Genomic DNA, 2,099 nt, shown 5'->3' with positions numbered 1-2,099 from the left:
TCTTCGTGTTTTCGTGGCGGGTCGGTCGGTCAAGGGTGGCCGCAGGCCATCGCGCAGCGACGCGACGAAGGAGCGCCCTTGAGGGACCGACCCGCCACGAAAGGACGATGAGACCGACGGGAAACCCCACCCGCACCCGCACCCGCACCGCCCGCCCAGCCCCAGGCAACCGCCACAGGCGGCAACCAACCCCAGACGGCGACCGCCACAGGCGGCACCGGCCCCAGACGGCGACCACCCCAGACGGCACCAACCCCAGACAGCGACCGCCTCAGGCCAGTTCGACCACGGCGCGGGACATGCCCAGGACCTTCTGGCCGGCGCTCATGGCCGTCAGGTCGACGCGGACGCGGTTGCCGTCCAGCTTCGCGGCCACCTTGCCGGTGACCTCGATCAGGCCGCCCTGCTCGTCGTTCGGGACCACGACGGGCTTGGTGAAGCGCACGCCGTATTCGACGACCGCTCCCGGGTCGCCCACCCAGTCGGTGACCACACGGATCGCCTCGGCCATGGTGAACATGCCGTGGGCGATCACGTCCGGCAGTCCGACCTCCTTGGCGAACTTCTCGTTCCAGTGGATCGGGTTGAAGTCGCCCGAGGCACCGGCGTACTGGACGAGCGTGGCGCGCGTCACGGGGAAGGACGCCGCCGGCAGTTCGGTGCCGACCTCGACGTCGGCGTACTGGATCTGCGCTGCCATGTCAGGCCTCCTCGGGGGCGCGGGAGACGAGCTTCGTCCACGCCGTCACCACGTGCTCGCCGGTCTCGTCGTGGACTTCACCGCGGATGTCGATGATGTCGTTGCCCGCCATGGACCTCACGGCCTCGATGGTGGAGGTGACGGAGAGCCGGTCACCCGCGCGCACCGGGCGGGTGTACGCGAACTTCTGGTCGCCGTGCACGACGCGGCTGTAGTCCAGCCCCAACTGCGGGTCCTCGATGACCTGGCTCGCCGCCTTGAACGTGATGGCGAACACAAAAGTCGGCGGCGCGATCACGTCGGAGTAGCCGTACGACTTGGCGGCTTCGGCATCGGTGTAGACGGGATTGGCGTCACCCACGGCAACCGCGAATTCGCGGATCTTCTCCCGGCCGACCTCGTACGGATCGGTGGGCGGGTAGCTCCGCCCCACGAAGGACTGGTCGAGAGCCATGCTCACTACCTCCTGTTGAAGGGACATGAAAGACACGAGAACAAGAAGAAAGACAAAGGCGGGCACGGAAACGACACAAGGCCGCCCCCAATGAAGGGGACGACCTCATGACGGTGCCTGTTATTCGAGACTTCGCTGGGGTCAGCGGGTCTCGCGGTGCGCGGTGTGCGAGTTGCAGCGCGGGCAGTGCTTCTTCATCTCAAGACGGTCCGGGTTGTTACGCCGGTTCTTCTTGGTGATGTAGTTCCGCTCCTTGCACTCCACGCAGGCCAGCGTGATCTTCGGGCGGACGTCGGTGGCAGCCACGTGAGTGCTCCTTGACGGAAATTGGGACGGATGAACGCATACAAGAGTAGCCGACCGGGAGACCGACCCCGCAATCGGCTACTGTGTGTAGCGGCGACCGGACTTGAACCGGTGACACAGCGATTATGAGCCGCTTGCTCTACCGACTGAGCTACGCCGCTTTGATGTGATCAGCTCCCCACCCGAGGGCGGGGGGCTTCTCTCACCAGAGCCCCAATGCGGAATCGAACCGCAGACCTTCTCCTTACCATGGAGACGCTCTACCGACTGAGCTATTGGGGCGAGCGATGAAGACATTACACGGTTGCCTGCCGATCGCCCAAATCCTTTGCGGGGACCGGGCTCCGAGGGGGTCGCCCGGTCCTTCTCGATCAACCCACCGACCACTCCCACCCCACTTTTGGGCCGAAATGTGCGCGGGCTCACACCCACACGGACACCACACGCACACCGCACGCACACCGCACGGACACCACAGGGGGCCGCCCCGACCCACGGGAGGGGCACACACGGCGGAAGGCACCAAGCACAGCCACCACACACGCCCCCCGTTATCTTTTTCGCGGTCCTGCAATGGGGCCGCTGGCCTCCGGGCCCGGTATGACTGTGTCCCCTCTGTCGAACGGATGACCTGGGGGG

Annotated in this window: 3 protein-coding genes and 2 tRNA genes; all 5 read right to left on the bottom strand. The window is 66.0% G+C overall.

Annotated features, from left to right (window positions below; translation table 11 throughout):
• Positions 1-271 precede the first annotated feature (271 nt).
• On the bottom strand, positions 272-700 hold the full coding sequence (locus tag ACFYP3_RS37625; RefSeq protein ID WP_388842610.1) for a MaoC family dehydratase: 429 nt from the start codon (positions 698-700) through the stop codon (positions 272-274).
• 1 nt (position 701) lies between these two features.
• The gene (locus ACFYP3_RS37620; protein ID WP_388842608.1) at positions 702-1,154 is read right to left on the bottom strand and encodes a MaoC family dehydratase N-terminal domain-containing protein; all 453 of its coding nucleotides are present in this window, start codon (positions 1,152-1,154) and stop codon (positions 702-704) included.
• Positions 1,155-1,295: 141 nt separating this feature from the next.
• Entirely contained in the window at positions 1,296-1,460 is a 165-nt protein-coding gene (gene rpmG, locus ACFYP3_RS37615; protein WP_003956487.1) for a 50S ribosomal protein L33, read from the bottom strand.
• A gap of 88 nt (positions 1,461-1,548) precedes the next feature.
• Positions 1,549-1,621 (bottom strand) — tRNA-Met (locus ACFYP3_RS37610).
• A 48-nt stretch (positions 1,622-1,669) separates the two neighbouring features.
• Positions 1,670-1,742 (bottom strand) — tRNA-Thr (locus tag ACFYP3_RS37605).
• Positions 1,743-2,099: the final 357 nt, after the last annotated feature.

Source organism: Streptomyces sp. NPDC005533 (assembly GCF_042871845.1).
Lineage (GTDB): Bacteria > Actinomycetota > Actinomycetes > Streptomycetales > Streptomycetaceae > Streptomyces.
The sequence above is the reverse complement of the archived record's forward strand: the minus strand, read 5'-3'. Positions and strand labels throughout refer to the sequence as shown.